Genomic DNA, 22,873 nt, shown 5'->3' with positions numbered 1-22,873 from the left:
AAAGAAACAAATTGATTTCAAGCGATTTTAGCAGCTACGCCGGGCTGTTTTCGGCGGCCGTCTGCTGCAGTGCTGCGATGGCCTCAGCATCGGTCCGGTACGTGATGAAGTTGGGGCCGGGCGCGAGGGCCCCCGCATTCTCGAGGGTGCGCTGCACGGGCAGTTTGATTCCACTCACGTGCAGCATGCCGCCGTGGCTTTGCAGCAACGCGCGCAGGCGCATGAAGGCCTCCACGCCGGTCACGTCGATACGGTTGATGGGCAGCGCGAACAGGCACAGGTGCTGAATGTCTGAGCGCTGGGCCAGCTCGTCGGCTACGCGGCGCTCCAGCGCGTTGGCGGAGGCAAAGTCCAGCTCCGCATCCATACGCAGCGCAAGCACCCGGGGGGCCAGCGGGGCGATCTGCCACAGGTGGCGGTCGCGCAGGCTGCCGTCGGGGTGCAGCCCCACCTCGATGATGCGCGGGTGCAGGCGCTGGTACAGGAAGTGACTCAGGTTCATCAGCAGGCCGACGAGCACGCCCCAGTACATGCGCGGCGCGGTCGCGAGCGTGAGGCCGAAGGTCGCCAGGCCGATGGCCGTCTCCACCCGCGAGATGCGCCACAGCCTGAACATGGTGCCGGGCTTGATCAGGTTCGTGATGGCGGCCACCACCACCGCGGCCAGCACTGACTGCGGCACGTGGTAGAGCGCGGGCGTGAGCCACAGCAGCGTGGCCAGCACCAGCAGCAGCGCGAACAGCGTGGCCCAGCCGGTCTTGGCGCCCGCGTACAGGTTGATCGCAGAGCGCGAGAACGAGGCGCTGGTGGCGAAGCTGCCGCACAGGCCCGAGCTGATCTTGGCCATGCCGTGGGCGATCAGGTCCTGGTTCTCGTTCCAGCGCGTGCCGCCCTGCTGGTGCTCCACCTTGGCGCTCGACGCGGTTTCCAGGAAACTGACCAGCGTGATCACCATCACCGGCATCACCAGGGCACCCATGTCGTCCCACGACAGCCACCCCGGCCAATACGGCGAGGGCAGGCCCGAGGGCAGGTGGCCGATCACGGCGCCGTCGGCATCCGCGTAGCCCATGGCCCAACTGACAAAGGCCGCCAGGGCGATCACCACGATGGCGGCCGGAAAGCTCGGGCGCCAGCGCCGGGCTAGCACCAGCAGCGCCAGGCTGCCCAACCCGAAGGCCAGCGCGGTGAAGTCGAAGTGGTGCGGCGACGGGCTCTCCGCCAGCGCGTGCCAGCTGGTGCGTAGCCCGAGCAGCGCCGGCAGCTGCGACGCCAGGATCAGCAGCGCCGCGGCCTGCGTGAAGCCGCCCAGCACGGGCGACGTCACCAAGTTGAGCAGCCAGCCGAAGCGCACCACGCCCAGCACCAGCTGCAGCAGCCCCGACAGCAGCGCCATCCACACGGCCAGGGCCACCCATTGGGCGCTGCCGGGCTCGGCCATGCCGGTGAGTGATGCGCCTATGAGCAGGCTGGTGAGCGCCGTGGGACCCACGCCGAGGCGGGTGGAGGAGCTCCAGAGCACGGCCACGAGGGCCGGCACGAGCGATGCATAGATGCCCGTCACCAGCGGCATGCCGGCGAGCGCCGCATAGGCCACGCCCTGAGGCACCAGCATCAGCCCGACGGTCATGCCGGCCCAGAACTCTCCCTGAAGGAGGGCGGCCGTGGGGCGGGGCCAGGCCAGAAAGGGAAGCCAGCGGTGCAATACGGGTATGGACATGGGGCCCGATTGTCACGCCAGTAGGGACCGCCGTTGTCCTACCCCCGATTTCAGCCCTCTCCGACCCCCGGCCAACGCCATGCTTTCTACAGTGGCAGGCATACCCCCCACACAGGAGAACCAACCATGGACAGTACACGTTCCAACCCTTCGATGCTGCGCTGGACGGGCCTGGCCGCAGCGCTGGCGGTGGCCCTGGGGCTGGCCGGCTGCAACAAGACCGAGGAGCAGACGGCGGGCCAGCGCGTGGACGAGGCGATCAACAAGACAGAACAGGCGGCCCAGGAGGCCAAAAAGAAGGCGGAGACCGCCGCCGGCGAAATGGGTGATGCCACGCGCCGCGCCGCGGCCGGCGCCGCCGCGCTGGTGGACGACGCGGCCATCACCGCCAAGGTCAAGGCGGGGCTGGCGCAGGACATGGACCTCGGCGCCCTCAAGATCGACGTGGACACGAGCGCGGGTGTGGTCACGCTCAAGGGCGAGGTGAAGTCCGAACAGGCGCGCGAGCGCGCGAGCCAGATCGCTCAGGCCGTGTCGGGCGTGAGCTCGGTGGAGAACAAGCTCACCGTTTCCGGCGGCTGAGAACGTTCTAACATCGGCGCATGACCCAGCCACCTGCTCCAGACCTCCGCACCCGGCTCATCCACCACGACTACCGCCCGCCCGCGGGGTTCGAAGCGCCGCAACCGGCGGTGCACAAGGCGTCCACCGTCATCTTCCCGAACGTGGCCGCCATGCGCGCGCGCGAGTGGAAGGACAAGAGCAGCTACACCTACGGCCTGCACGGCACGCCCACCACCTACCAGCTCGAAGAGCGCCTGGCGACGCTGGAGGGCGGTCGCCAGTGCCTGCTGGCGCCCAGCGGCCTGGCTGCCATCGCCACCGTGTCGCTGGCCCTGCTGCGGCATGGCGACGAGGTGCTGATCCCGGACAACGCCTACGGCCCGAACAAGGCCCTGGCCGAGGTGGAGTTGCGCCACTACGGCATACGCCACCAGGTCTACGACCCGCTCGATCCGGCCGACCTGGCCGCCAGGATCACCGACGCGACGCGGCTCGTGTGGCTGGAGGCGCCGGGTTCGGTGACGCTCGAGTTCCCCGATCTGCCCGAGCAGGTGCGCATCTGCCGCGCGCGCGGTGTGACCACGGCGCTGGACAACACCTGGGGCGCGGGCCTGGCCTTCGCGCCGTTCGATCTCGCGGGCGATGGCCAACTGGGCGTGGACATCAGCGTGCATGCGCTCACCAAATACCCCAGCGGCGGCGGCGACGTGCTCATGGGCAGCATCACCACGCGCGACGAGGCGCTGCACCTGCGCATGAAGCTCACCCACATGCGCCTGGGCCTGGGCGTGGGCGCGAACGACGTCGAGGCCGTGCTGCGCTCCCTGCCCAGCATGGCGCTGCGCTACCGTGCGCACGACGCGGCGGCGCGCGCCCTGGCGCAGTGGATGGGCACGAAGGCGCCCGTGGCGCAGGTGCTGCACCCGGCGCTGCCGGGCTCGCCCGGCCACGAGCACTGGCGCGCCCTGTGCGGCAGCGCTGGCGGCCCCGAGGGCGCCGCGGCGGGCCTGTTCAGCGTGGTCATTGATGCGCGCCACACGCAGGCACAGGTGGATGCGTTTTGCGACGGCCTGCGCCTGTTCAGGCTGGGCTACAGCTGGGGCGGGCCCATGAGCCTGGTGGTGCCCTACGACCTGCCCGGCATGCGCGAGCGCGCCACGCCGCACCTCGAGGCCGGCACGGTGGTGCGCTTCGCGGTGGGGCTGGAGGCGGTGGAAGACCTGCGCCAGGACCTGGCGCAGGCCATGGAGCGCGCCTTCGCCGGCTGACGGGCAGGCACGGCCGGCGGCTGCCGGGGTGGGATTTCCTTGATGTCCAGCAAGACCGGTGCTGGTTATCGTGGGCGTACTTCCACCGCCGCCGCGCCGCCGGCTTGCCGCCATGACCGATTCCCCCGCGCCCGTATCCGCCAGCGCCCCTGCGGCCCCCCTGGTGCTCACCCCTCTGGGGTGGCGGGACCCGTTCCGCTGGCTTGCCAGGGGCCTGCGCGACGTGGCGGCGGCGCCCGGCATCGCCCTGTTCTATGGCGGCTGCTTCTGGCTCATGGCGCTGGTGCTGGGCTGGGTGTTCCGGGCCAGTCCCGAATACACCATGTCGCTGGTCAGCGGCTGCCTGCTCGTGGGGCCGTTCCTGGCCATGGGGCTGTACGAAACGAGCCGCAGGCGCGAGCTGGGCCTGCCGCCGCAACTGGGCGAGTCCATCACCTGCTGGGACAGCCACATGGGCAGCATGGGCATGCTGGTGCTCGTGCTCGTCGTGCTGGAACTGTTGTGGGGCAGGGCATCGCTGGTGGTGTTCGCGGTGTTCTTCAATACCGGCATGCCCTCCACCACGGGCGTGGTGCAGGCGATTTTCAGCCCTGGCAACTGGCAGTTCATCGTCGTCTACCTGCTGGTGGGCGGGGTGTTCGCGGCCCTGGTGTTCTCCAGCACGGTGGTGTCCATTCCGATGATCCTTGACCGCGACACCGACGCGCTGACGGCGGGCATCGCGAGCGTGCGCGTGGTGCTGGAAAACCCCGGCGTGATGCTGCTGTGGGGCGCGCTCATCACCGCGCTGGTCGTGCTCTCCCTGTGGTGGACCTGGGGGGCGGGCCTGCTCGTGGTCGGGCCGGTACTGGGCCATGCCAGCTGGCACGCCTACCGTGCGGCGGTGGCAGCACCCCGCGCCGCGGAGCCTGCCGTTTCCGCGCCCCCTCAGGACGGAGCCTGACGGCGCCTGCGGCTCACAGCAGCTTGCGCAGCTGCGGCCACACATTGTCGAGCATGCGCGGATGCGCCTCGGCGCGCGGATGGATGCGGTCGGGCTGGAACAGCGCCGTGGAGTCCGGCACGTCGGCAATGCCATGCAGCAGGAACGGCACCAGCGGGACCTTGCGTTCCTTGGCCACGGCCTCGAACAGGGCGGCGAAGCGGCGTGCGTAGTCGGCACCGTAGTTGGGCGGCATCTGCATGCCCACCAGCAGCACGCGCGCGCCGGCGGCCTGTGACTGCTCGACCATCCATGCCAGGTTGTCCCGGGTGTTGGTCAGGGGCAGGCCGCGCAGCGCGTCGTTGGCGCCCAGCTCGATCACCACGTGCGTGGGGCCGTGCTGCCTGAGCAGCGCAGGCAATCGCGCGCGGCCGCCGGCCGTGGTGTCGCCGCTCACGCTAGCGTTGACCACCGTGGCGCCGATCTTTTCCTGGGCCAGCCGCTTCTCCAGCAGCGCCACCCAGCCGCTGCCGCGCGGCAGGCCGTATTCGGCGCTGAGCGAGTCGCCCACCACCAGGATCACGGGGGCCCTGGCGGCGGCCTTGCGGCTCTGCTGCGCGAGCGCAGGCGCCGTGCCGAGCAGGGCCAGGGCGCCGGCCGCGATAAAGTCACGCCGAAACATACGCATCACTGTCGAGAACCTTTCATGTCCGAACCCTTCGCCGCTGCGGCAACAACCACCGCTTCCGAGTCGCCCGTGCCCCCGGAGCCCATCATCGCGGTGGAGCATGTGTACAAGTCGGTCACCGACTCCACGGGCACGCTGGAGATTTTGCGGGATATCGATTTCCGCCTCGCGCCGCAGGAGACCGCCGCCATTGTCGGCGCCTCGGGGTCGGGCAAGAGCACGCTGCTGTCCATCATCGCAGGGCTGGATACGCCCACGCGCGGCACGGTGCGGCTGGCGGGGCAGGACCTGTTCGCGCTGGACGAGGACGAGCGTGCCGCGCTGCGCGCGCGCCAGGTGGGCTTCGTGTTCCAGAGCTTCCAGCTCCTGGGCAACCTCACGGCGCTGGAGAACGTGATGCTGCCGCTGGAGCTGGCCGGCAGCCGCGACGCGCGCCGCCGCGCGACCGAGATGCTGGGCCGCGTGGGTCTGGGCCAGCGCCTGTCGCACTATCCCAAGGTGCTCTCGGGTGGCGAGCAGCAGCGCGTGGCGCTGGCGCGCGCCTTCGTGGTCGAGCCGGCCGTGCTGCTGGCCGACGAGCCCACGGGCAGCCTGGATTTCGCCACCGGCGAGACCATCATGGAGCTGATGTTCGCCCTCAACCGCGAGCAGGGCACGACGCTGGTGCTGGTCACGCACGACCGCGCCATCGCCGCGCGCTGCGACCGGCGCATCACCATCGAGGCCGGGCGCCTGGTGTAGCGGCATGCCAGGAACGGCATCGGGGCCGTTCGTTCAGGCGCGCCGGGGTGCCATGCAGGCAGCCGCCGTGAACAGCACGTCGGTGGACGAATTGAGCGCCGTCTCGGCCGAGTCCTGCAGCACACCGATGATGAAGCCCACGCCTACGACCTGCATGGCCATGTCGTTGCCGATGCCGAACAGGCTGCAGGCCAGCGGGATCAGCAGCAGCGAGCCCCCGGCCACGCCCGAGGCGCCGCAGGCGCAGACCGAGGCCACCAAGCACAGCAGCAGTGCCGTGGGCACGTCCACATGGATGTCCAGGGTGTGGGCGGCCGCCAGCGACAGCACGCTGATGGTGATGGCGGCGCCCGCCATGTTGATCGTGGCGCCCAGCGGGATGGCGATGCTGTAGGTCTCTTCGCTCAGGTTCAGGCGCTTGGCCAGTGCCAGGTTGATGGGGATGTTGGCGGCCGAGCTGCGCGTGAAGAAGGCCGTCACGCCGCTCTCGCGCAGGCAGGTGAGCACGAGCGGGTAGGGGTTGCGGCGGATGGTCAGGAACACGATCAGGGGATTGACCACCAGCGCCATGAACAGCATGCAGCCCAGCAGCACGGCCAGCAGCTGCGCATAGCCCCACAGTGCCTGCGCGCCCGCCTCGGCGAGGGTGGTGGCCACCAGGCCCAGGATGCCCAGCGGCGCGCAGCGGATCACCCACTGGATGATCCGCGTGACGGCCTGCGCGCCGTCCTGCAGCATCTCGCGCGTGGACTCGCTGGCGTGGCGCAGCGCCACGCCCAGGGCCACGGCCCAGGCCAGGATGCCGATGTAGTTGGCATCCTGCAGCGCCTTGACCGGGTTGGCCACGATGCTGCCCACCACGTTGAGCAGCACCTCCGAGACCGCGCCCGGCGCAGCCTGCGCCTGTGCTGCACCCTTGAGCGCTAGGGTGCTCGGAAACCACATGCTGGCGGCCACGCCCACGGCGGCCGCGGCCAGCGTGCCAATGGCGTACAGCAGCAGGATCGGGCGCATGTGCGTGTTCTCGCCCGGGCGGTGGTTGCCGATGGCGGCTACCACCAGCACGAACACCAGCACCGGGGCGATTGCCTTGAGCGCGGAGATGAAGAGATGGCCCAGAAATGCCACGGCGGGCGTGGCGGCGGGCCAGGCGGCGGCCAGCGCCACGCCCAGGATCAGCGCGATCGCGATCTGGGAGACCAGGCTGGTGCGCTGCGCACGGCGCAGCAGGGGAGAGAGGATCATGGTGCAACAGGAACCGGGAGCCGCGCGTGCCCGCGGGATAGGCGGGGCGGACGCTTGCGCCATGGCGGATGGCCAGGGGGCTCGTGGAATGGTGTGGGCGCGATTCTAAAAGCCCGGCCCGCAAGCCCGGATAATCCCCGCCATGTCTTCCCCCAAGATCCTGTTCGGCTTCCATGCCGTGGGCGTGCGCCTGAAGACGGCGCCGCAGTCCATCATCGAGGTGTATTACGAGGCCACGCGCCGCGACGCACGCATGCGCCAGTTCCTTGCGCGCGCCAAGGAAGCGGGCGTGCGCCTGATCGAGGCCGACGGCCTGCGCCTGGCCAAGCTGGCGGGCAGCCATGGACACCAGGGCGTGGCCGCGCGCGTGCAGGCCGTGGCGCAGCTGCATTCGCTGGACGATCTGCTCGACCAGCTGGAGGCCGACGGCGTGGCGAACCCGCTGCTGCTGGTGCTCGACGGCGTGACCGATCCGCACAACCTGGGGGCTTGCCTGCGCGTGGCCGACGGAGCGGGCGCGCACGCCGTGATAGCGCCCAAGGACCATGCCGTGGGAATCAGCGCCACCGTGGCCAAGGTGGCCAGCGGCGCGGCCGAGACCATGCCGTACTTCATGGTCACCAACCTGGCGCGCACGCTGGGTGAGCTCAAGGAACGCAACATCTGGGTCATCGGCACCAGCGGCGACGCCGACAAGACGCTCTACCAGGTGGACCTGAAGGGCCCCGTTGCGCTGGTGCTGGGCGCCGAGGGACCGGGCATGCGCCAGCTCACGCGTAAGACCTGCGACGAACTCGTAAGCATCCCGATGAAGGGAGCGGTGGAGAGTCTGAACGTTTCGGTGGCCAGCGCCGTGTGCCTGTACGAGGCGCTGCGCCAGCGCGGCTGACCGGCCTCAGCGCCTGGCCGCAAGGTCGGCTAGCACGGCGGCCAGCCGGTCCAGGTTCTGCTCGTTGCCGGGCACGCAGACAGGTGCCAGGCGCGCGCAGGTCTCGGTGTCCGCGAACGTCTGGCGCCAGCCGATGCGGGTGCCGCCGTCCTGCGGCGCCAAGGTGAGCGCCAGCTCGAACCAGGGCGCGCTGGTGTGCTCGATCACGACGCGCTGGCACGCCACGATCTCGGTGAAACGGCATTCGTTGGCGTAGTCGGTGCCGTCCGGTCCGTGCAGGGTGTGGATCCAGCGTCCGCCCGGGCGGAAGTCGAACGTGTGGAAGGTGCTGCGGAAGCCGGCCGGCCCCCACCAGCGCGAGATCAGGCGCCAGTCGGCAATGGCGCCGAATACGGCCGCAGGCGAGGCGGCCAGCACGCGCGTGGTGCAGAGCGTGCGGATCTCGTTGGATGCTGCAGGGCTCATGGCGATTCACTGCATGGAATGCAGGCCGATGCAATTGCCTTCGGTATCGATCACGAGGGCAATGTGCCCGTGCGGCGCAATGGAAAACTTGGGCTTGGACACCTGGCCTCCCGCGGCTTCGGCGCGGCCCTGCTCCACGGCGCAATCGTCGCAGGCGAAGTACACCAGCGTGCCGCCGTCCGAGGGCGCGCCCTCCATCTTGACCAGTGCTCCGCTTGCGCCCATGGTGCTCATGTCACCGGGAAAGGACAGCATCTGCAGACCGCCATCCAGCTCGGCGGGCGCCGCCAGCGGTTGCAGCGTGCACTGGAATACCGTCTCATAGAAGCGCCGCGCGCGCTCCATGTCCTGCACATAGATTTCGAACCAGACGACGGGATTGGGTTTCATTTGTGGCTCCTGGGTGGCTGGGGGTGGATCGATCAGGCACGCGGGTGGTGGTCGATGGGTGCTTTGTCGGAGGCGTCAACGGTGATCGCGTGGCCGGCAGGGCATTCGGTCTGGTATCCGCCTCACCCGCGGCGCGCCGCTTCGATGGCGGCGATGTCGATCTTGCGCATCTGCATCATGGCGTCGAACGCACGCTTCGCGGCCGCGCGATCAGGGCCGGTGACTGCCTCGGTCAGGGCCACCGGCGTGATCTGCCAGGAAATGCCCCATTTGTCCCTGCACCAGCCGCATACGCTTTCTTCGCCGCCGTTGCCGACGATCGCATCCCAGTACCGGTCGGTTTCCGCCTGGTCCGAGGTCGCGATCTGGAACGAGAAGGCCTCGCTGTGCTTGAACGCGGGGCCGCCGTTGAGCCCGAGGCAGGGGATCCCCATGACCGTGAATTCGACGGTCAATACATTGCCTTGCTTGCCGGATGGAAAGTCGCCCGGGGCGTGGTGGATCGCGCCGATTGACGAGTCGGGGAAAGTCCGGGCGTAGAAGCGCGCGGCCTCCTCGGCGCCGCCGTCGTACCAAAGGCAAATCGTGTTCTTCGCGGGTTTCATCATTTCGCTTCTCCACATCCTTGCAAGCCAGCGCACATTTAGTCTGGAATGTCCGGCTCCACGAGCGCGGCCAGCTGGGCGAGGGACTCCTGCCAGCCCAGGTAGCACATCTCCAGGGGAATGGCCTGCGGGATTCCCGCCTGGGCGATGCTCAGTTCCGTGCCGCAGACCACCGGCTTGAGCCTGACCGTGACTTCCAGCACGCCAGGAAGGTTCGGATCGTCAAACCGGTCCGTGTAGCGGATGAGCGCGTCCGGGACGAGTTCAAGGTACTCGCCCGAGAACGAGTGCCCGTGGCCTGTGCCGAAGTTGTGGAACGACATGCGGAACGTGCCCCCGGCGCGGGCTTCCAAGTGATGCACCTTGCAGGTGAAGCCATGGGGCGGGAGCCATTTGGCCATGGCGTCGGCCTCCAGGAAGGCACGGTAGACTTTCTCGGGCCTGGCGCGCAGCACGCGATGGAGATGGACGGTTCGGTCGGACATGGGGACTCCTCGGGTGGGTTGATGCATGGGGATCAATGCTGCGCCGTCACGTTCACCATCCACGGCGTGCCGAAGCGGTCGCGCACCATGCCGAAGCCGGGCGACCAGAACGTGGCCGCGTACGGCATCACGACCTGCCCACCGTTGCCGAGCGCGTCGAACAGGCGCTGCCCCTCGGCCGCATCGGCGGCCTGGATCGACACCCACAAGCCCTGCGGCAGCTGGTAGCCGCCGCCGCACAGGGCAGGGTCCTGCCCCGGCACGGCCGGCATGGTGTCGGAGCCCATCAGCGACTGCCCCTCAATCTGCAGGTGCACGTGCATGATGCGGTTCCTGGCCGATTCGGGCAGCTTTGGCATGCCTTCCGACGCAGGCATCTCGCCGAAGGTGCTCTGGTGGACGATGGTGCCGCCAAACAGCCTGGCGTAGAAGGCAAAGGCCTCGGCGCAGTTGCCGTCGAAATTGAGGTAGGGGGTGAACTGCATGTGTGTCTCCTGACGTTGGTGCTTGCAAATGGCGTGGGTGGTGCGCAATGCCGTCGGTCACGTGCGGCCGCCGGCGAAAGCCTTGGCATGCGGTCAAAGCGAGCGGCCGTCGAAGTGCTTGACGGACAGGCTGGCCAGATCGATGTCGTGCACGCAGCGGACGTTGATGGCCGCCATCGGCCGGCCCTTGGGGTCGACTCCCTCGGCGTAGGGATGGATGCCGCAGGTCGGGCAGAAGCGGTGCCGAATCGCGTGCTTGTGGAACTGGTAGGTCGATGCGGCGTCGTTCGGCGAGATCAGCTTGAGCTCGCCGCGCGGCATGAACCACAGTAGCGCGCCCTTGCGTTGGCAGATCGAGCAGTTGCAGGACACCACTTCCTGGATGTCGCCTTCGAACTCCATTGCCACTTTCCCGCAGTGGCAGCTGGCCTTGTATTGCATTGATGCTCCCGGTTGATTCGTGAGGGTCGGAGGGGCCGGCCTGGCTAAGCACTCACCAGCACGCGAAAGCCGCCGTAGATCAGGCGCTTGCCGTCGAACGGCATGTCCTTGGGGCAGCGAGGGTCGTCCATGAAAGCCTTCATGCCGGCATTGCGCGCCGCGCGCGAGGGCCAGGCCACCCATGAGAACACCACGGTCTCGTCGTCCTTGCGTTGCACGGCCATGGGCATGGACGTGAGCTTGCCCTCGGGCACGTCGTCGCCCCAGCACTCCACGAACTCGGTGGCGCCGTGTTCCTTGAAGAGCTGCGCTGCCTCGGTGGCAAGCCGGCGGTACGCTTCCTTGTTGGCGGTGGGGACGGCGAGCAGAAAACCGTCGACGTAGCTGTCGGATTTCATGATGCGGTTCCTTTGTGGACGGTGTACACTTATACGCGCATCACGATCGAAAATGAATCGTGTCCATGTAAAACCTAGTAAGAATGCCGAACGAGGATTCAAGCCCCGTCCGCAGCACCTACCGCCACGGTGACCTGCGGCGCGCATTGCTTGATGCGGGCGTTGCGCTGGCGCGTGAGGGTGGCCCGGGTGCCGTCGTGCTGCGCGAGGCTACGCGGCGCGCCGGCGTGGTGCCCAATGCGGCGTACCGGCATTTCCAGAGCCACCAGGTCTTGCTGGAGGCAGTGCGCGCGGTAGCGCTTTCCGAATTGGCGCGCGCGATCGAGGCCGAGATCGATGCAACCCGGCGCATGCGCGATCCGCGCCGGCGCGCGCGCGCGGCGTTCTGCGGCGTGGGCCTGGGCTATTTGCGCTTTGCGCGGCGGGAGCCTGGCCTGTTTCGCACCGCATTCGCGGCGCGGCCCTTCGACGTGAACGAACGCGCCCCGCATGACGGCGCGGCGCGCGGCGCCAGCGGCATGGACCCGTTCGAGTTGCTGTGCCACACGCTCGACGGCATGGTCGATGCCGGCCTGCTGCCGCCCGTGCGCCGGCCGGGGGCCGAGTTCCTGGCCTGGTCCGCCGTGCACGGGATGGCGATGCTGGTGCTCGACGGCCCCCTGCGCGGCCTGGACGAGGCCGGATGCCAGGCGCTGGCCGAGCGGCTGGTCGCGATGGTCGAGCAGGGCCTGCTGGCTGAAAAGGTGTGAGCTTCGGCACGATGAACCGACATGCGCGATAACCCCTCAACCGCCCTCGACGAGGCCCGCGCCTGGCTGCGGGACGCGCGCCGCGTCGCGGTGCTGACCGGCGCCGGCGTCAGCGCCGAGTCGGGCGTGCCCACGTTCCGCGATGCGCAGACCGGCCTGTGGGCGCGCTTTCGGCCCGAGGACCTGGCCACGGAGCAGGCCTTCCGGCGCAACCCCGGGCGCGTCTGGGACTGGTACGCCGAGCGGCGCGAGAAGCTGCTGGGCGTGCAGCCCAACGCCGGCCACCATGCGCTGGCGGCGTTCGCGCGGCGCGCGCCGGGCCGGCTCACGCTGATCACGCAGAACGTGGATGGGCTGCACCAGCTGGCGGGCAGCGAGGGCGTGCTGTGCCTGCACGGCAGGCTTGCGGACGACCGCTGGCTGGACCACCCGCGCCCCTGCTGCGATCTGGCCCGGGCCGTGCCGGATCGCCCGCCGCGCTGCGCCGGCTGCGGCAATCTGGTGCGCCCCGGCGTGGTCTGGTTTGGCGAGGCCCTGCCGACGCAGGCGCTGGATGCGGCGCAGCAGGCCGTGCAGGCCTGCGATGTGATGCTGGTGGTGGGTACGGCCGGCGCCGTCTATCCGGCCGCCGGTCTGGCGCACCAGGCGCGGCAGGCCGGTGCGCGCGTGGTGGTGCTCAACATCGGGCCGAGCGAGCTCGACGGCATTGCCCATGCCGTGCTGCGCGGGCCGTCGTCGCAGCTGCTGCCTGCATTGCTGGACGTTTCATTCCATTTCTCAATCAATCGAGTACGCGAAGGCGAAGCGCAGACAGTACGACCCGTACGGCAAGCGAAGCCGACAAAGTAATCGATTGATTGAGAAATGGAATCAGACCCAGCCCAGCGCGCCTAGCAACGCACCTGCACTCAGCAGCCACAGCAGGTGGATGCGCGTGCGCCACACCAGCAGCGTGGTGACGGCGGAGAGCAGCCACAGCGGCCAATCCCGCGCCGGGTCGCCGTGGGCGCTGCCCAGCACCCAGGCCGTTGCCAGTATCAGCCCGATCACCAGTGGCGCCATGCCTTGCTTGAAGGCCCGCACCGAGCGGCGCTCGCGGTTGCGGTGCGCCCAGCGCGTGGCGGCCCAGGTCAGCAGGCTGCTGGGTAGCATGATCCCCACCATGCACACGGCCACGCCCAGCGCGCCGGCAGCCCAGGCCATGTGCGTGCCGTCGCCCGTGTTCAGGCCCACGTTCCAGCCCAGCAGGGCGATGAACAGCACGTTCGGGCCGGGCGCGGACTGGGCGATGACGATGGAGGTGTTGAACTGCACGTCGGTGAGCCAGCCCTGGCGCTCGACCAGGAAGCGGTGCATGTCCGGCGCCGTGGCGATGGCGCCGCCCACGGCCAGCAGCGAGATCGACAGGTAGTACAGGAACAGGTTCAGCCAGTCCACGGGTTGCAGGTTCAGTGCAGTGGCCATGATCAGGCTGGGAGCTTGCGCCACGTGAGCACGCAGGCCGCACCGCCCACCACGGGCAGCACCCAGGCCAGCGGCAGGCGTAGCACGCTCATGGTGGCAAAGGTGGCCACGACGATCAGGCCGCAGGGCAGGGGCCCCAGCGGGTGCCTGCCCAGCGACGCCGCCAGCCGGCAGCCCACGCCCGCGACCAGGCCTGCCGCTACCGCGCCCATGCCGCGCAGCGCGCCGACCACCATGGGGTGCGTGGCAAAAACCGCATACACGGCGGCTACCGCCACCACGAGCAGCATGGGCAGCAGCAGCATGCCCACCACGGCCACCAGGGCGCCGCGCGCACCGAAATGGCGGTCGCCCACCATGATGGACAGGTTCACCACGTTGGGGCCGGGCAGTATCTGCGCCGCGGCCCAGTCTTCCATGAATTCCTCGTTCGTCATCCAGCGGCGGCGATCCACCAGCTCGCGCTGCACCACCGCCAGCACGCCGCCAAAGCCCTGCAGCGCCAGCCAGGTGAAGGCCCAGAACAATTCGCGCAGGCTGTGTGGACGCGGGCGTTCGCCGATGGAAGAGGTGTCGATGGAAGCGGTGGGCATGACAGGCGCTGCGAGGCATGCCATGGTAAGCGGGCGCGGCCCCGGCTGCAGTACAGGAGCCATCGCCGAATGCGATGCGGCCATCAGCCGGGGCGATGGGTGGCGATGCACTGGTTCGGTTAAGGGGGAATATCCATGCGGCGCTTATCCAGTAAGCGCTGTAAGCTATCATTTTAATACTCCAACGACTGGCGGCGAAGCGGCGACACCTACCATGCACCCCTACATCTTGCTCGGCATCTCCATAGCGGCGGAGGTCGTCGCGACCACGGCCCTGAAGTCCTCACAGGGGCTCACGCGCCTGTGGCCCGCCGTGCTGGCCGTGCTGGGCTATTGCGTGGCCTTCTACCTGGTCTCCAAGGTCATGAACCACATGGCCACGGGCGTGGTGTACGCCGTCTGGTCGGGGCTGGGCATCGTGCTGATCTCCCTCGTGGGCTGGCTGCTCCACGGGCAGAAGCTGGACCTGCCGGCCATCGTGGGCATGGCCATGATCGTGGGCGGCGTGCTGGTGATGCAGCTCCTGTCCAAGACCACCGGGCATTGAGGCGAGGCGCAGCCGGCCCCTTCCTTCTCAGGTCAGCCGCGATTGCGGGAGCCGCGGGGCTGGGGCTCGGCATTGTCCTCGCCGGAGCGGGCGGGAGCGGCGGCGGGCTTCTTCTCCAGCTGCGTGAGCACCGAGGGCGCGCCCTCGATCTTGTTCTCGCGCATGTACTGGTCCATCTCCTTCCAGCCCGCGAACACCATGGCCTTGGATGCCTTGGGGTTGAGCGTGAAGCAGTCTTCCAGCCCGCGCAGGGCATGGCGGCAGGCCCCGCCTATGGCCTTGGCCTCGGCCTCGCGCTGCGCTATGCGCGGGTCCGGGCCCAGCCCCGGAATCTCGCAGCCGGCCAGGGCCAGCAGCGCGGCGGCGGCGAAGGCGGCGCGAAGGCCGGCGGCGAGGCGGGGGCGAGGTGGCAGCATGTATCCCTATATCGGCAGGCGGGCGGAACAATTGAGCCCACGGCGCGCTGATTTCAGCGCAGCTGCTTTTGCGCCGCCACCACCACCGCCGCCGCCACGGCCATCGCCGCGATCCACAGGTACAGGTGCTGCCCCGCGAGGAAGACCGCCTGCATGTCCAGGTGTCCGCTCCCCGCGGGTAGCCGGATGAGCTGGGCCGTGCGGCCGTTCTGCAGCGCGACGGCGGCCACGGCGGAGGCCAGCGAGATCATCATCTGCCGCATCACGTTCTTGGCCTGGTAGCCCTTGGCGAAATGGGTGTCGCCTAGCGCGCGCCAGGTCAGGGCCGACACGGGCAGGATCATCAGCACGCCGAACAGCCCCTTGATGGCCAGCGGCCCGTACAGCGCGGCGACGGGCGCGTCGGGCGGCAACGACGCCATCCACCACGCGGAGACGGCCATGCACAGGCACCCGATCATCATCATCGCCCGCTTGTTGGCCACGCGGGCCGAATAGCGGCTGTAGAGCACCACGGCGACGAAGGTGACGCCGCCCGAGAAGCTGTTGAGCCAGCCCGTTGTCACCACCGGCAGGCCCAGGCCGTGCTCGGCATATTGCGGGAACAGGTAGTTGTTGAAGTTGACGATGAAGTAGTACGTGGCAAAGAGCCCCATGCCTGCGAGGAATCCGGGGTGGGTGAGGTCGCGCAGGTGCAGCAGCGGCTCGTCGTGCCGCCATTGGTGCAGGCTGAACAGGCCCAGCAGCGTCACGCCCGCCAGCGCCACGAGGGCGAGCTTGTCGGGCCGCTGCAGCAGCTCGTGGTCGGCCTCGGAAAACACCCACTGCACCAGGCCCACGGCCAGCAGGAACAGCACCACGGGGATGGCCGACCAGCGTATCGGCTGGATGCTCTTGCCCAGGTGCCTGGGCATGAATCTCTGCACCCCTGCGGCCAACAGGACGACGATGGGCAGCTGGACCCAGAAGATCCATTGCCAGCCCCCGCCGCCCACGAGCAGGGCCGCCAGCGCCGGGGCCATGACTCCCATTCCGAAGATGGTCAGCAGGAAGCCGCGCGAAGCCAGCGGGCGCATGGGCACGGAGAACAGCAGCGGGATCAGCACGCGCGTGCTCAGGAAGAAGGCGCCGCCGCCCATGCCCTGGAGCAGGCGCGCGACGATCATCTCCGGCAGGTTGGACGCCAGCGCGGAGCCCACGTCGCCCAGGCCGAACAGCAGCAGCGCCAGCAGCAGGTAGCGCCGGTAGCCGAAATGCCGCACCATCCACTGCTGCGTGGCCACCATGAACATGTTGCCCACGGCGTAGGCCATCTGCACCAGGGCGAACTCCTGCGGCGCGGCGCCAATGGCTCGCATGATGGGCGCAGCGGCGAACACGAACATCCCGCTTTCGAGAAACTCCACGCCCACCAGGCCGCAGATCAGGACGATTAGCAGGCGCTGCTTGCGCCGGTGCAGCCACTGCTGCAGTTGCGGCGCATTCATGGCGCATCCTCCGGCAGGCCGGTGCCGCGCAGGTGGGCATGTACCTGCGCGAGCTGCAGGGCCAGGGCGTGTATCTCGTCGCCGGTCAGCGGCTCCCAGGCGCTCGCATAGGCGGCCTGCACCAGCGGCACGGCCTGCTCAAGGCGCTCGGCGCCGGCTGGCGTCAGCGTGATCTCCAGGCTGCGGCGGTCATGCTTGTGCAGCGCGCGGGCGATCAGCGCCTTCTTCTCCAGCCCGTCGAGCAGGCGCGTGATCTGCGTGCGCGTGGCGTCCAGCGCCATGCTCAGCGAGGTGGGGCGCAAGGGCTCGTGCACGCTGTCCGACAGCAGGCGCAGCGCCAGGTATTCGTGCATGTGCAGGCCGCAGGGGGCCAGCGCGGCGTTGATGCGCCGCTCCAGCAGGTGCGCAGCGTGCAGGAGTTCGCGCGACGCGGCCACGCGGTCGCGCAGGGGCTGCGGCCTGCCGGCCAGCAGGCGGTTTCGGCGTGATTCGGTTTCCATGGTGCATCCGATATTATTTCGTTTGCAATAATATCAAATGCAACAAAATTGCGCCTGCGCCAACGAAAAAGCCCCGGCGGACCGGGGCTTGTGGAGCGGGGAAGGGCAGTGCCGCGCTTTAGTCGCGCTCGCCGCCCATGATGCCCAGCAGGGCCAGCAGGCTCTGGAACACGTTGAACAGGTCCAGGTACAGGGCCAGCGTGGCGCTGATGTAGTTGGTCTCGCCGCCGTCCAGGATCTGCTTCAGGTCGTACAGCATGTACGCGCTGAAGATGCCGATGGCTGCGACCGAGATCGCCATCATGCCGGCCGACGAGCCCACGAACACGTTGACGATGGCGCCCACCATGAGCACCAGCGCGCCCACGAAGAGCCACTTGCCCATGCCCGAGAGGTCGCGCTTGATCACGCTGGCCAGGCTGGCCATGACGAAGAACACGCCCGCCGTGCCGGCGAAGGCCGTCATGATCAGGTCCGCACCGTTCTTGAAGCCCAGCACCATGCCGATCAGGCGCGAAAGCATCAGGCCCATGAAGAAGGTGAAGCCCAGCAGCACGGCCACGCCGGCGGCCGAGTTCTTGGTCTTTTCGATGGCGAACATGAAGCCGAAGGCGCCGCCCAGGAACACGATCAGCCCCATTCCGCCGCGCAGCGACTCGGTGATGCCAGTGGCCACGCCCAGCCATGCACCCAGCACCGTGGGCACCAGGCTCAGCGCCAGCAGCCAATAGGTGTTGCGCAGCACGCGGTGGCGCTGCTCCTGCGACAACGCATAGCCCGAGCCGATACTGGTGATTTCAGTGTTCATCTGGTTTCTCTCCTGAATGGCCTGCATGGTGCAGGCCGGGGCATTCTAGATGCGGGTACCGGGCGCCCAATGCAATACCCGCGCGCTATCCCGTACTTAAACGGATGGATTCTTTTGCCTTGGGAAGGTTCATTGGCGCGGCGTGCCGGGTCTATGCTCCACGGGCTTGCGCGCGGTGCGCCGCGCGCGTTTCTTTCATCCATTGCAGGATTTGCCGCATGAAGACCAAACCCGAACTCGAACTCGCCGACGTGAAGTTGATCGCCGCAGCCGCAGAGGCAGAGGCGCTGAAGAACCAGTGGGCCGTGACCATCGCCATCGTAGACGATGGCGGCCACCTGCTGTGGCTGCAGCGCCTTGATGGCGCGGCTGCCATCTCCGCGCACATCGCGCCGGCCAAGGCCCACGCTGCAGCCCTGGGCCGCCGCGAGAGCAAGGGCTACGAGGACATGATCAACGGCGGCCGCACCGCGTTCCTGAGCGCGCCCACCATGCAGGGCCTGCTGGAGGGCGGCGTGCCCGTCATGAAGGACGGCCGGTGCCTGGGCGCAGTGGGCGTGAGCGGCGTGAAGTCCAGTGAGGACGCGCAGATCGCGCGCGCGGGCATCGCGGCGATCGGCCTGTAACCGGACCCGGCATCCGAAGATTCTTCTTTTGATAGCTGCCAGCGCTCGGCAGACAAGCGCTGGAGCCTGAAAAGGCTTGAAGAACCCGAATGAAAAAACCGGCCTTGCGGGCCGGTTTTTTTGCGGGTGGGTGGTGGGTGAAAAAAAGCCTGGCTACGCGGGCATGCCCGTTGGCTGGCCAATACGACCCTTGGGACCGAGGTCCTGGAGTCGCCCCACGATGAAACCTATTTCGTCAGAATCAGTTTGCCGAGCTTGGTGGCCTGCAGGCGGTAGCTGGCGCCGTTGTGCACGATGGTCACGGCTTTGTGGCCACGCAGCAGGGTCTTGCTATCGACGGCCATCCCGCCGGCATGCATGTCTGCCGGGCCATTGAAGTAGCCAACGGCGGCATTGCCGGTGTTGCGCAGATGCGAGGCGGTCGGGGCGGAGGGGATGGTCAGCTCGGCGTGCATGATGATCGTCAATCCATTTTGGATATAATAATGATAATCATTATCGTTTGTGTGTCAAGCGTTTTCTGTAACCTCATGCACAAACGGTGCGCGGCTTACTGCGCGGGATCGGTCACGAAGCCGATCTTGCGCACGCCGGCGCGCTGCGCAGCCGACATGGCCTGGGCCACGCGCTCGTAGCGCACGTCCTTGTCGCCGCGGATGTGCAGGTCCGGCTGTGGGTTCTTGCGCGCCTCGGCCTGCAGGCGCGGCTCCAGTTCCTCGTCGCTGATGCCCGATTCGTTCCAGAAGTACTTGCCGTCGGCCGTGACCGACAGGCGGATCGTCTCCGGCTTGACCACCTCGCGCTCGTTGGACGCGCGCGGCAGGTCCACGGGCACGGCATGCTTCATCACGGGCACGGTGATGATGAAGATGATCAGGAGCACCAGCATGACGTCCACCAGCGGCGTCATGTTGATCTCGTTCATCACCTCGTCGGTGTCGTCCTGGGTACCGAAAGCCATGGCACGTCAGCCTTTCTTGATGGGCAGCACCTTGGCCGCGGCGTCGCCCTGCACCGTCACGCGCGCGCCGGTCACGAAGTAGGCGTGCAGGTCGTGGGCGAAGCTGTTGAGGCTGCTCAGGACGGACTTGTTGCCGCGCACCAGGGCGTTGTAGCCCAGCACGGCCGGAATGGCCACGGCCAGGCCCAGGGCGGTCATGATCAGCGCCTCGCCGATCGGGCCGGCCACCTTGTCGATCGTGGACTGGCCCGACGCGCCGATGGCCACCAGCGCATGGTAGATGCCCCAGACGGTGCCGAACAGGCCGATGAACGGCGCGGTGGAGCCCACCGATGCCAGGATGGCCAGGCCCGACTGCAGGCGGGCGGTGAACTCGTCGATGCAGTTGCGCAGGCAGCGCGTGACCCAGTCGCTCACGTCCAGGCTGTCGTGCAGATGGGCCTGGGTGTTGCGGTGGTGCGCCGTGGCTTCGCGGCCCTCCAGCGCCAAGTGGCGGAAGGGGTTCGCCGGGTCGGCGCCCAGCTTGGTCAGGCCGGCGGCGAAGTCCTCGCTGTGCCAGAAGTCGCGCGCCTGGCGCGCGTGCTTCTTGTACCTGACGATGTCCAGCGCCTTGATGATGATGACGATCCACGATGCCAGCGACATGCCCAGCAGCAGCACGGCGACGGCACGCGTGACGAAGTCGCCTTGTATCCAGACGTTGGCGATGCCGAAATGCGATTCCATGAAAACTCCCGGGGTCTATTGTTGGAGAACGAAGTTGATGGGTTGCAGGTACCACATAGCCTCGGGCACGCCATTGCGCGTGCCGGGCACGAAGCGCCAGCGCGAGACGGTGTCCACGGCCTGGCGGTCCAGGCGCTCGTAGCCGCTCGATTGCTTGATCTCGATCTTCTGCGGCAGGCCGTCGGTGCCGATCAGCACGCGCAGGACGATCTTGCCCTGCTCACCCAGGCGCTTGCTGACCGCAGGGTAGACCGGCTTGGGGTTGTTCAGGTGGCTGGCATCGCTCGAAGGCTGGATGATGGCCGGCCCGGGCGGGGCCGCGGGCGCCGCAGGGGCCGGGGCGGGAGCGGCCTCGACTGGCGCGGCGGCCGGCTGCTGCTGCACCACGCCCACGGGCGCCGCGGGTGCCGGCGTGGGGTCGGCTATCGCCAGGGGCATGGGCGCGGGAGCGGGTGTCGGTGCCGGACGCGGCTTCGGGGGCGTGGGCTTGGGGGGGGCAGGCGTGGGCTTGTGCGGCAGCGGCACGGGCGGCGCAGGAGGAGCGGCGGGCGGCGCCGGCGTAAGAAACTCGCTCAGGACCTCGGCCGGGATGATGATTTCCGCGGCCTGGCGCATCAACCCGGACTGCAGGGCCCACAGGCCGGCTGCATGCAGCAACACCACCGAACCCGCGATCACGGCATTGCGGCTCAATCCCCTGGGGGAGCCATATCGATCTAAATGCGACATAAAGTAATAGCTGCCAGCACTTGTCCAGCAAGGCTGGAGCTAATACAAGCTTGAATATTCTGCCTATTTACGCAGGACCCACCAGGCGGATCCTATGACGATGATCAGACTTGCAGCGAGTGTCGAGAGCAGTTGCATGACGTACCTTCCTGGCAGGCTTTGGCAAGCTGGACGTCACTGGCTCCGACCTCCTTGTGGAGGGCGGCCACCGGCTGCGATGCGCAGCATTGCGCGACGATATCGCGCGCGCAATCCTCGCAGTTCCCGCATTGGGTGGCAACGCCCAATTCGAACTGGATCTCATCGAAGCTCATACCTGCGCGCGCATGGCGTGCAATCTCGCGATCGGAAACGCGGTGGCAAACACAGACGATCATGGTGCAGGCAGTTGTGGCTGGCTATGAAACAATGGTTGGATTATAAATGCGAATTCATCGCATTTGCAGTCTGTGCCCACACTGCGATGTCGAATACTGTGGCTGAGGCCGGGCGGGCACAAAAAAACCGGCGCGAGGGCCGGTCTTTTTCGTCGCAGGCCCGCTATGGCGCGGTCTGCATGCCCGGGCGGGACTTATTTCACGTGCTTGCCGATCAGGCCGGCCATCTCGAACATCGAGACCTGGGGCTTGCCGAACACTTCCTTGAGCTTGGCGTCGGCATTGATCATGCGCTTGTTGGCGGCGTCCTGCAGGTTGTTGGCCTTGATGTAGACCCACAGCTTGCTGATGATCTCGGTGCGCGGCAACGGGGTGGCGCCGACCACGGCAGCCAGGGCGGGGCTGGGAGTCAGCGGCTTCATGAAGGCGGCATTGGGGGTGCGCTTCTTTGCGGGAGCGGTCTTTGCAGTTGCCATGTCGGGTGGTCCTTGTTGGATGTGAAAAGTATCACCAGCGAAAACCTGCTCCACTGGCTAGCGGCGATGCTACTGGGAAAAAAACGCGTTTCCAAGGAGGGGGAGGTCTTTTTTGCCTCGATTTGTAGTGGTCCGGGAAGCCTTTGCGCGGGTGCTTCAGCGGCTGCCGCCGTGCCTCACGCGCCATGCCAGGCGTGAGGGCAGGGTGGCCAGCACCACGCTGGCCAGCGCCATGCCGAAGGCCAGCAGCTGGATCGGCGTGAAGCGTTCGCCCAGCGCCAGCACCCCGACCAGCGCTGCGCTCACGGGCAGCAGCACGGTAAACACGCCGCCTTGTGCGGCGGGCACGGCCTTGAGTCCCGTCATCCACAGCCACACGGTCCACATGCACGCGGCCAGCGCGTAGAACAGCAGCAGCAGCCACAGGCTCCAGGGCACGGCGGCAAAGTCAAAGCCCCAGGCGAAGTACATGCCGAGCGGTGTGGACAGCGCAAAGCCCCATAGATTGATGAGTGCGGTGATGCGCTTGGGACCAAGCGCGCCGGTGAGCTTCTTGCCAATCACGGAATACGCGCCCTCGCACACCGAGGCGCCCAGCAACAGGGTATAGCCCAGCCACTGCATGTAGATAGAGTTTTCAGGGGATTCCCCAATATTGGCGGGCGCCGCATGCTCTTGTCCGGATAGCGCGAAAAGCGCGATGCCGGCGACGGCGCAGGCCACAGCCAGCCAGGTGCGGGGCGCCACCCGCTCGTGCAGGAAGAGCCAGCTCATCACTGCCACGCAGGCGGGGATGGACGCCATGATCACGCCGGCCGAGGTGGCGCTGGTCAGGCTCACGCCATAGATCATGCAGACGGTGAACAAAAAGTTGCCGAGCAGGGATTGCAGAAACAACAGGCCGCGGGTCTGCGCCGTCAGCGGCTCCTCCTGCACGGGCCTTTTGATCCAGCCCAGCATGGCCACGCCGCCGATGCCGAAGCGCATCCAGACGAGCAGGAAAACCGGGAAGGCCGCGGCCAACGGCTTGGACAGCGCTACGTAGCTGCCGACCAACGTCATGCTGAGTGCCAGGCAGAGATAGGCGACGGGGCGGCTGGGGGTGTTC

At 67.9% G+C, this 22,873-nt stretch carries 32 protein-coding genes; 9 read left to right on the top strand and 23 right to left on the bottom strand.

The annotated features are described in order from the left end of the window. Window positions 1–34 precede the first annotated feature (34 nt). Entirely contained in the window at window positions 35–1,720 is a 1,686-nt protein-coding gene (locus ALIDE2_RS14230; RefSeq protein WP_013519370.1) for a SulP family inorganic anion transporter, read from the bottom strand. A gap of 126 nt (window positions 1,721–1,846) precedes the next feature. Here ALIDE2_RS14230 and ALIDE2_RS14225 point away from each other — a divergent pair, with 126 nt between their 5' ends. The 3 genes from ALIDE2_RS14225 to ALIDE2_RS14215 all read left to right on the top strand — a co-directional run bounded on the left by ALIDE2_RS14225 (window position 1,847) and on the right by ALIDE2_RS14215 (window position 4,495). After that, the gene (locus ALIDE2_RS14225; RefSeq protein WP_013519369.1) at window positions 1,847–2,302 is read left to right on the top strand and encodes a BON domain-containing protein; all 456 of its coding nucleotides are present in this window, start codon (window positions 1,847–1,849) and stop codon (window positions 2,300–2,302) included. A gap of 20 nt (window positions 2,303–2,322) precedes the next feature. Further along, on the top strand, window positions 2,323–3,552 hold the full coding sequence (locus tag ALIDE2_RS14220) for a PLP-dependent transferase (RefSeq protein ID WP_013519368.1): 1,230 nt from the start codon (window positions 2,323–2,325) through the stop codon (window positions 3,550–3,552). Window positions 3,553–3,664: 112 nt separating this feature from the next. After that, window positions 3,665–4,495, top strand: coding sequence for a DUF2189 domain-containing protein (locus ALIDE2_RS14215; RefSeq protein WP_013519367.1), 831 nt, complete (start codon window positions 3,665–3,667; stop codon window positions 4,493–4,495). A gap of 13 nt (window positions 4,496–4,508) precedes the next feature. Here the strand turns inward: ALIDE2_RS14215 and ALIDE2_RS14210 are convergent, their stop codons facing one another. Then, window positions 4,509–5,156, bottom strand: a complete 648-nt coding sequence (locus ALIDE2_RS14210) for an arylesterase (protein WP_013722385.1) — start codon at window positions 5,154–5,156, stop codon at window positions 4,509–4,511. 24 nt (window positions 5,157–5,180) lie between these two features. On the opposite strand from ALIDE2_RS14210, the gene ALIDE2_RS14205 reads away from it, so the two are divergent. After that, the gene (locus ALIDE2_RS14205; RefSeq protein WP_013722384.1) at window positions 5,181–5,903 is read left to right on the top strand and encodes an ABC transporter ATP-binding protein; all 723 of its coding nucleotides are present in this window, start codon (window positions 5,181–5,183) and stop codon (window positions 5,901–5,903) included. 33 nt (window positions 5,904–5,936) lie between these two features. On the opposite strand, the gene sstT is transcribed toward ALIDE2_RS14205, so the two are convergent. Then, window positions 5,937–7,148, bottom strand: coding sequence for a serine/threonine transporter SstT (gene sstT, locus ALIDE2_RS14200; RefSeq protein WP_013722383.1), 1,212 nt, complete (start codon window positions 7,146–7,148; stop codon window positions 5,937–5,939). A gap of 142 nt (window positions 7,149–7,290) precedes the next feature. Here sstT and rlmB point away from each other — a divergent pair, with 142 nt between their 5' ends. Next, window positions 7,291–8,037, top strand: a complete 747-nt coding sequence (gene rlmB / locus ALIDE2_RS14195; RefSeq protein ID WP_013722382.1) for a 23S rRNA (guanosine(2251)-2'-O)-methyltransferase RlmB — start codon at window positions 7,291–7,293, stop codon at window positions 8,035–8,037. A 6-nt stretch (window positions 8,038–8,043) separates the two neighbouring features. Here the strand turns inward: rlmB and ALIDE2_RS14190 are convergent, their stop codons facing one another. The 7 genes from ALIDE2_RS14190 to ALIDE2_RS14160 form a co-directional block, all read right to left on the bottom strand. Continuing rightward, entirely contained in the window at window positions 8,044–8,502 is a 459-nt protein-coding gene (locus ALIDE2_RS14190; RefSeq protein ID WP_013722381.1) for an SRPBCC domain-containing protein, read from the bottom strand. Window positions 8,503–8,508: 6 nt separating this feature from the next. Beyond that, window positions 8,509–8,892: a VOC family protein gene (locus ALIDE2_RS14185; protein WP_013519361.1), complete on the bottom strand. Its 384-nt coding sequence runs from the start codon at window positions 8,890–8,892 to the stop codon at window positions 8,509–8,511. A gap of 122 nt (window positions 8,893–9,014) precedes the next feature. Further along, complete coding sequence (locus tag ALIDE2_RS14180) at window positions 9,015–9,500, bottom strand: VOC family protein (protein WP_013519360.1); 486 nt, start codon at window positions 9,498–9,500, stop codon at window positions 9,015–9,017. A gap of 35 nt (window positions 9,501–9,535) precedes the next feature. Then, entirely contained in the window at window positions 9,536–9,982 is a 447-nt protein-coding gene (locus tag ALIDE2_RS14175; protein WP_013519359.1) for an SRPBCC family protein, read from the bottom strand. A gap of 32 nt (window positions 9,983–10,014) precedes the next feature. Then, entirely contained in the window at window positions 10,015–10,467 is a 453-nt protein-coding gene (locus ALIDE2_RS14170) for a VOC family protein (RefSeq protein WP_013519358.1), read from the bottom strand. Window positions 10,468–10,560: 93 nt separating this feature from the next. Continuing rightward, on the bottom strand, window positions 10,561–10,908 hold the full coding sequence (locus ALIDE2_RS14165; protein WP_013722380.1) for a GFA family protein: 348 nt from the start codon (window positions 10,906–10,908) through the stop codon (window positions 10,561–10,563). 44 nt (window positions 10,909–10,952) lie between these two features. Next, the gene (locus ALIDE2_RS14160; RefSeq protein WP_013722379.1) at window positions 10,953–11,306 is read right to left on the bottom strand and encodes a DUF1428 domain-containing protein; all 354 of its coding nucleotides are present in this window, start codon (window positions 11,304–11,306) and stop codon (window positions 10,953–10,955) included. An 83-nt stretch (window positions 11,307–11,389) separates the two neighbouring features. Here ALIDE2_RS14160 and ALIDE2_RS14155 point away from each other — a divergent pair, with 83 nt between their 5' ends. After that, window positions 11,390–12,055, top strand: coding sequence for a TetR/AcrR family transcriptional regulator (locus tag ALIDE2_RS14155; protein ID WP_013519355.1), 666 nt, complete (start codon window positions 11,390–11,392; stop codon window positions 12,053–12,055). A 21-nt stretch (window positions 12,056–12,076) separates the two neighbouring features. Next, window positions 12,077–12,904 carry an SIR2 family NAD-dependent protein deacylase gene (locus tag ALIDE2_RS14150; protein WP_013722378.1) on the top strand — a complete coding sequence of 276 codons (828 nt, stop codon included), beginning with the start codon at window positions 12,077–12,079 and terminating at the stop codon, window positions 12,902–12,904. Between the two features lie 21 nt (window positions 12,905–12,925). On the opposite strand, the gene ALIDE2_RS14145 is transcribed toward ALIDE2_RS14150, so the two are convergent. Together ALIDE2_RS14145 and ALIDE2_RS14140 are read right to left on the bottom strand one after the other, a co-directional pair. Next, window positions 12,926–13,519, bottom strand: coding sequence for a chromate transporter (locus tag ALIDE2_RS14145; protein WP_013519353.1), 594 nt, complete (start codon window positions 13,517–13,519; stop codon window positions 12,926–12,928). Window positions 13,520–13,521: 2 nt separating this feature from the next. Continuing rightward, window positions 13,522–14,112 (bottom strand): chromate transporter, encoded by a 591-nt coding sequence (locus ALIDE2_RS14140; RefSeq protein WP_013519352.1) that lies wholly within the window; start codon window positions 14,110–14,112, stop codon window positions 13,522–13,524. Between the two features lie 214 nt (window positions 14,113–14,326). On the opposite strand from ALIDE2_RS14140, the gene ALIDE2_RS14135 reads away from it, so the two are divergent. After that, entirely contained in the window at window positions 14,327–14,659 is a 333-nt protein-coding gene (locus ALIDE2_RS14135; protein WP_013519351.1) for an SMR family transporter, read from the top strand. A gap of 32 nt (window positions 14,660–14,691) precedes the next feature. On the opposite strand, the gene ALIDE2_RS14130 is transcribed toward ALIDE2_RS14135, so the two are convergent. The 4 genes from ALIDE2_RS14130 to ALIDE2_RS14115 all read right to left on the bottom strand — a co-directional run bounded on the left by ALIDE2_RS14130 (window position 14,692) and on the right by ALIDE2_RS14115 (window position 17,870). Then, window positions 14,692–15,075, bottom strand: a complete 384-nt coding sequence (locus ALIDE2_RS14130; protein ID WP_013722377.1) for a hypothetical protein — start codon at window positions 15,073–15,075, stop codon at window positions 14,692–14,694. Between the two features lie 53 nt (window positions 15,076–15,128). After that, window positions 15,129–16,562, bottom strand: a complete 1,434-nt coding sequence (locus ALIDE2_RS14125) for an MFS transporter (protein ID WP_013722376.1) — start codon at window positions 16,560–16,562, stop codon at window positions 15,129–15,131. Further along, window positions 16,559–17,062: a MarR family winged helix-turn-helix transcriptional regulator gene (locus tag ALIDE2_RS14120; RefSeq protein ID WP_013722375.1), complete on the bottom strand. Its 504-nt coding sequence runs from the start codon at window positions 17,060–17,062 to the stop codon at window positions 16,559–16,561. The genes ALIDE2_RS14125 and ALIDE2_RS14120 overlap by 4 nt, the downstream gene beginning before the upstream one ends. A 118-nt stretch (window positions 17,063–17,180) precedes the next feature. After that, window positions 17,181–17,870: a Bax inhibitor-1/YccA family protein gene (locus tag ALIDE2_RS14115; protein ID WP_013519347.1), complete on the bottom strand. Its 690-nt coding sequence runs from the start codon at window positions 17,868–17,870 to the stop codon at window positions 17,181–17,183. A gap of 218 nt (window positions 17,871–18,088) precedes the next feature. Between ALIDE2_RS14115 and ALIDE2_RS14110 the strand changes: the two genes are divergently transcribed. Next, window positions 18,089–18,496 carry a heme-binding protein gene (locus ALIDE2_RS14110; protein ID WP_013519346.1) on the top strand — a complete coding sequence of 136 codons (408 nt, stop codon included), beginning with the start codon at window positions 18,089–18,091 and terminating at the stop codon, window positions 18,494–18,496. Between the two features lie 227 nt (window positions 18,497–18,723). On the opposite strand, the gene ALIDE2_RS14105 is transcribed toward ALIDE2_RS14110, so the two are convergent. The 7 genes from ALIDE2_RS14105 to ALIDE2_RS14075 all read right to left on the bottom strand — a co-directional run bounded on the left by ALIDE2_RS14105 (window position 18,724) and on the right by ALIDE2_RS14075 (window position 22,827). Further along, complete coding sequence (locus ALIDE2_RS14105; RefSeq protein ID WP_013722374.1) at window positions 18,724–18,951, bottom strand: hemin uptake protein HemP; 228 nt, start codon at window positions 18,949–18,951, stop codon at window positions 18,724–18,726. A 95-nt stretch (window positions 18,952–19,046) separates the two neighbouring features. Then, window positions 19,047–19,457, bottom strand: coding sequence for an ExbD/TolR family protein (locus ALIDE2_RS14100; RefSeq protein ID WP_013519344.1), 411 nt, complete (start codon window positions 19,455–19,457; stop codon window positions 19,047–19,049). A 6-nt stretch (window positions 19,458–19,463) separates the two neighbouring features. Next, the gene (locus tag ALIDE2_RS14095) at window positions 19,464–20,183 is read right to left on the bottom strand and encodes a MotA/TolQ/ExbB proton channel family protein (RefSeq protein ID WP_013519343.1); all 720 of its coding nucleotides are present in this window, start codon (window positions 20,181–20,183) and stop codon (window positions 19,464–19,466) included. Between the two features lie 15 nt (window positions 20,184–20,198). Continuing rightward, a complete protein-coding gene (locus ALIDE2_RS14090) occupies window positions 20,199–20,912 on the bottom strand; it encodes an energy transducer TonB (protein ID WP_041700965.1) in 714 nt (237 codons plus the stop codon). Between the two features lie 104 nt (window positions 20,913–21,016). Continuing rightward, complete coding sequence (locus ALIDE2_RS14085) at window positions 21,017–21,289, bottom strand: (2Fe-2S)-binding protein (RefSeq protein WP_013519341.1); 273 nt, start codon at window positions 21,287–21,289, stop codon at window positions 21,017–21,019. 194 nt (window positions 21,290–21,483) lie between these two features. Next, entirely contained in the window at window positions 21,484–21,765 is a 282-nt protein-coding gene (locus ALIDE2_RS14080; protein ID WP_013519340.1) for an SWIB/MDM2 domain-containing protein, read from the bottom strand. Between the two features lie 156 nt (window positions 21,766–21,921). Continuing rightward, window positions 21,922–22,827, bottom strand: coding sequence for a DMT family transporter (locus ALIDE2_RS14075; RefSeq protein WP_238530022.1), 906 nt, complete (start codon window positions 22,825–22,827; stop codon window positions 21,922–21,924). Between the last annotated feature and the right edge of the window lie 46 nt (window positions 22,828–22,873).

Source organism: Alicycliphilus denitrificans K601 (genome assembly GCF_000204645.1).
Classification (GTDB): domain Bacteria; phylum Pseudomonadota; class Gammaproteobacteria; order Burkholderiales; family Burkholderiaceae_C; genus Alicycliphilus; species Alicycliphilus denitrificans.
The sequence above is the reverse complement of the archived record's forward strand: the minus strand, read 5'-3'. Positions and strand labels throughout refer to the sequence as shown.